2 protein-coding genes and 3 pseudogenes are annotated in these 4,240 nt (G+C 72.6%); 3 read left to right on the top strand and 2 right to left on the bottom strand.

Features of this window, described 5'->3' with window-relative positions; translation table 11 throughout:
* The 3 genes and pseudogenes from E1J50_RS27655 to E1J50_RS25745 all read left to right on the top strand — a co-directional run.
* Window positions 1-850 (top strand): annotated as a pseudogene (locus tag E1J50_RS27655) (hypothetical protein); the annotation flags it as partial.
* A gap of 1,092 nt (window positions 851-1,942) precedes the next feature.
* Window positions 1,943-2,656 (top strand): annotated as a pseudogene (locus E1J50_RS25750) (transglycosylase SLT domain-containing protein); the annotation flags it as partial.
* Between the two features lie 50 nt (window positions 2,657-2,706).
* On the top strand, window positions 2,707-3,090 hold the full coding sequence (locus E1J50_RS25745) for a hypothetical protein (RefSeq protein WP_132257079.1): 384 nt from the start codon (window positions 2,707-2,709) through the stop codon (window positions 3,088-3,090).
* Window positions 3,091-3,175: 85 nt separating this feature from the next.
* Here E1J50_RS25745 and E1J50_RS25740 read toward each other — a convergent pair whose 3' ends face one another.
* On the bottom strand, window positions 3,176-3,514 hold the full coding sequence (locus E1J50_RS25740) for a hypothetical protein (RefSeq protein ID WP_132257077.1): 339 nt from the start codon (window positions 3,512-3,514) through the stop codon (window positions 3,176-3,178).
* A gap of 321 nt (window positions 3,515-3,835) precedes the next feature.
* Window positions 3,836-4,240, bottom strand: a pseudogene (locus E1J50_RS25735) (hypothetical protein); the annotation flags it as partial.

Raw genomic sequence — 4,240 nt, 5'->3', positions numbered from 1 at the left:
CCCGCCCGTCGACGGCCCGCGGCAGGATGCGCCGAGGCAGGATGCTTCGAGGCAGGATGCTCCGAGACAGGACCCGCAGAGGCAGGAGGAGTCGCGGCTGGAGGAGCCGCCGCCCGAGCGCCCCCGCAACGATCCCGCCCTCGCCCACCTGCCGCCTCCGAGCGGGTCGCCGGAGGCGCCTCCGTCCCAGGGCCGGCAGCGGCGGGAGACGAGCCTCGACCAGGTGCGCGACTTCCTGCGCGGCTACAGCGGCGGGCAGTGCTTCTTCATCACGCCCGTGACGCTGGCGATGAACGAGGCGACGATCGAGGCTTTCGGCTCGACCCCCGCCCCCTTCATGGCCTTCGACGAGGCGTTCCAGCGCACGCTCGGCTTCGAGCCGGAGATCAACCTGCGCCAGATCACGGCGGCGCAATGCCCCCTCGTCGACTACCTCGCCCGGCAGGGCGCGCAGCGCGGCGCGGCCAAGCCCGCGCTCTCGCTCAAGGCGGATACGCTGCGCAGCGGCGACGAACTCGTCGTGACCAGCGACACCAAGGCCGACCGCACCGTCGAGCTCCTGCTGATCTCGGACGAGGGGACCGTCCACAGCCTCGCCGCCTACGCCAAGAAGGCCGGCGACGCCCTCACCGCCAAGCTGCGCGTCGTCGGCAACGAGCGCAGCGCCGACGCGCAGCCGCAACTCGTCGTCGCGCTGGCGAGCCACCGCCCGCTCGCCGGCGCGATGGCGGCCGTGAAGGCCGGCGGGATCAGCGCCGACCGCTTCTTCAAGCTCGTCTCCGAAGACGCCGCGAAGAGCGGTCCGATCGGCATCAGCGTCAAGTACTTCAAGCTCAGCAACGGGGCCTGACGCGCGTGAAGACCGGCGTATCACCGCCCGTACCGTACTCGATCCGATTTTCGATTGCCTTCCGGGCGAAAACAACAGATCGTCCGCGCATGACCAGGGCAGAACGATTGATGTCGCGCCGGGGGAGCTGACGTGACGGCGTTCGAGACCTTTGCAGGCAGCGTTTCGGAAGAAGCCTGCCTGGCGGAGGTGATGCGGCTGCGGCACGGGGAGCGCGCCTGCGAGGCCTGCGGCCGCGAGGCGGGCTTCGAGGCGACGCGCAAGCACCGCGCCTTCGCCTGCCGGAGCTGCGGCTTCAAGCTCTATCCCTGCCAGGGGACCCCCTTCTCCAAGCCGCAACCGCCGCTGCAGCACTGGTTCTACGCGATCGACGCCCGGGCCCGGGGGCGGTCGGCGAAGCCCGCCGACCTCGCCCGCGCCCTGAAGACCTCGCGGCTCCTCGCCGAGCACCTCGACGAGCGCGTGGCGCAGCTCGAGGGCGAGGGCGCGCAGGGGCAGCCCGCGATCGACTGGTTCGAGGCCGTGTCCGCGTTCACCGCGGAGAGGCTGCACGCCGAGCGGGCGACGCGGGTGATTCCCCGCCGGGACGAGGCCGCCGAGACGCCCTGGCGGACCCTGACCTCGTTCCTGCGCCTGCCCGACCTCGAGCGGCGGCCGATCTTCGGGGCGGGCCTGATCGGGGTGTTCGTCTGCCTCGCGATCGGCATCGGCTGGCTTCTCGTGCCGGCGGAGCCGGAGGAGGATCCCGATCTCGTGCAGGCGACCGCCCTGCTCTCGCTCGCCGCCGACGAGTCGGTCCTGCTCGTCTCGCAGGACGTGGCCGAGCAGCTCTACGACGTCTCGGACGTCGACGCCGCGCCCGCCTCACCCCTCACCCCCGTCATCCGGCTCGTGCCCTCGGGCGTCGAGTTGAAGCGGGTGCCGCTCGCCGAGGCGCGGCCGATCGCGCGGCCCTCCGTGAAGCTCGCGTCCTCCGTGGGCAAGTCGATCCTCTCCGGCGACCTCTCGGACGCGCGCAAGCGCGCCTCCGACCGGCCGGAGCTCGCGGCCTACGCCTCGCTCGCCGTGGCGCTCGAATCCTCCGGCCCGCGCAATCCGGACGAGCTCCTCAATTTCGGGCCGATGCGCATCCGGCGCCACCTCGTCGAGAAGATCGTCCGGGCGGCGCGCATCACGAGCATGGACCCCGTGCTCCTGATGGCCATCGCCGACAAGGAATCGAGCTTCGCGACCGAGGTCCAGGCCCAGACCTCCTCGGCGACCGGGCTGTTCCAGTTCATCGAGAAGACCTGGCTCGGCGTCGTGCGCGATTTCGGGGGCACCTACGGCCTGGAGAAGGAGGCGCGCCTCGCGGGCGGGGACCTGCCCGGCGCCGAGCGCGCCCGCATCCTCGCCCTGCGCCGGGACGCCTATCTCTCGGCCGTCTTCGCCGCGGAGATGCTGAAGCGCGACGGCGAGCGGATCGCGCGCCGCCTCGGGCGTCCCCTGACCGGCGGCGAGACCTACCTCGTGCACTTCCTCGGCCCCGACGGCGCCGAGCGGCTGATCGCGCGCGCCGTGGCGGCGCCGAATGCGGCGGCGGCCGAGCTGCTGCCGAAGCCCGCGGAGGCGAACCGGCCGATCTTCTACTCGGCGGCAGCCGACGGGAAGATGCAGAGCCTGTCGGTGAGCGCGGTGCGCGACAAGTTCGAGACGATGATCGGCCTGCGGCTGAACCGCTACCGCAACGTGCATGCCGTGGCGCGCCCGGACGCGGGAATCCAGCCCGTCTCCCTGCCGGCGCGGCCCGCGCCGCCGAGGCCGTGACCCGTGACCAGCGTGCCCCGCCACGCGCAACTGGGGAAGGATCCCTGCCGATGAGCCGACCGACGAGCCGAACCCTGCCCGCCGCCGCGAGGCGCCGGAGCGCCCTTCTCGCGGCGCTGCTTCTCGCCCTCGCGCCCGCCCTGCCGGCCCGGGCCGAGGAGAAGCCGCCGGCCGCCGCGAAGCCCGAGGCATCGCCCGCGAAGCTGGACACGCCGCCCGTGAAGCCTGAGGCGGCGCAAGCGAAGCCCGAGGCGGCGCAAGCGAAGCCAGGGGCGCCGGTGCGACCCCAGGCCGAGGTGACGGGCGCCCCGACGGCGGCTCAACACGCATCCCGCCCGCCCGTGATGCGGGCGCGGCGGGACGCCCGGCGGGCGCGGCTGGTCGCCGAGCGGGCGATCCAGAATGCGCAGCGGAGCCTCGACGCCCGCCGCTGAGGCGGCCGCGCGAGGGTCCGGACATGCGGAAGCGCGCCGGCAGGGGTGTCCTGCGGCGCGCTTTCGGTGTCCCGGATCTGCGGCGTCAGAAACCGACGCCGGAGAGCACGAAGTTCGAGGTGAGCAGGCCGCCCGTGCGGCGGGGCGCGATCAGCGCGACGCGGGTCGGCGCCTCGACGGCCACGCGGACCGGACGCGGCTGCGCCGGCTCGGCCAGGGCGACGGTCGCATCGGTGAGGTAGGCCGTCACGTTCGAGAAGCAGCGGGCCGCCTTGGCGAATTGCCGGCGGTTCTCGAGGGGCTGGCAGACGAGCTCCATGTGCCGCTTCGCGTTGGCGAGCCGCGCCTCGGAGACCACCTCGTTCTGCGCGAGCGCCGAGCCGGCACCCAGCGTACCGAACGCGAGCGCGAGTGTTGCGGCCAAGCAACGTGCGTGTCGAACCATCTCCTTCCCTCCTTCAATCGCCATGTCGTGATTCACCATGCGCCAAAACGCGCAGAAATCAATCTTGGTTTCACGCGAACGGGCTCTTGGGACGCGCGAATACAATATCTGCACCGCTCATTGGCGGCAGGGTTGACGATGTCTGAAAGGGCTCGCTCGATTGCCGCGAACACCTTCACAGAAAAGCGCAATTCCGGGCGCGCCGGTGCGGCCCCGACACGCTGCCTCGTCCGGCCGGAGACTGTTGCCGCAAGGTCCCACATCCCGCGAAACCGGTCCCGGGCCGGTTCGGCGGCGGGATCACAGATAAGAGGCGACCGATTCGAGCCCCATGGCGCGGGCGCGATTGCGGATCTGCGCCTTCTGATCCTCGCGCAGGACCCCGATCAGGGGGCGGGCGGCGGAGTAGATGCGCAGCGTCGTGCCGGAGAACGCATCCGCGGTGTTCTGGCCGGCCCGCGCGAGCGCCATCTGCTGCGCGCCGATCTCGGTGAGGACGGCCTCGACGGCGGGCCAGTGCGGCTCCTGCTCGGCGGTCAGCCGCAGCGACAGCTTGATGCGGCGGATCTCGGCCGGGGTCAGGACGTTGCGCAGGCGCGGATCGGCCGGCGCGGGTTGCGGCGCGGCCTGCGGGCGCGGGGCGGGCCGGAGGGGCGCCTGCGGCTCGGCCGGCAGCGCGGCCATGTCCCGGTTCGGCAGCCGCGC

It is taken from the genome of Methylobacterium segetis (assembly GCF_004348265.1).
In the GTDB taxonomy this organism is placed as follows: domain Bacteria; phylum Pseudomonadota; class Alphaproteobacteria; order Rhizobiales; family Beijerinckiaceae; genus Methylobacterium; species Methylobacterium segetis.
This window is presented reverse-complemented; position numbering and strand designations above follow the sequence as displayed.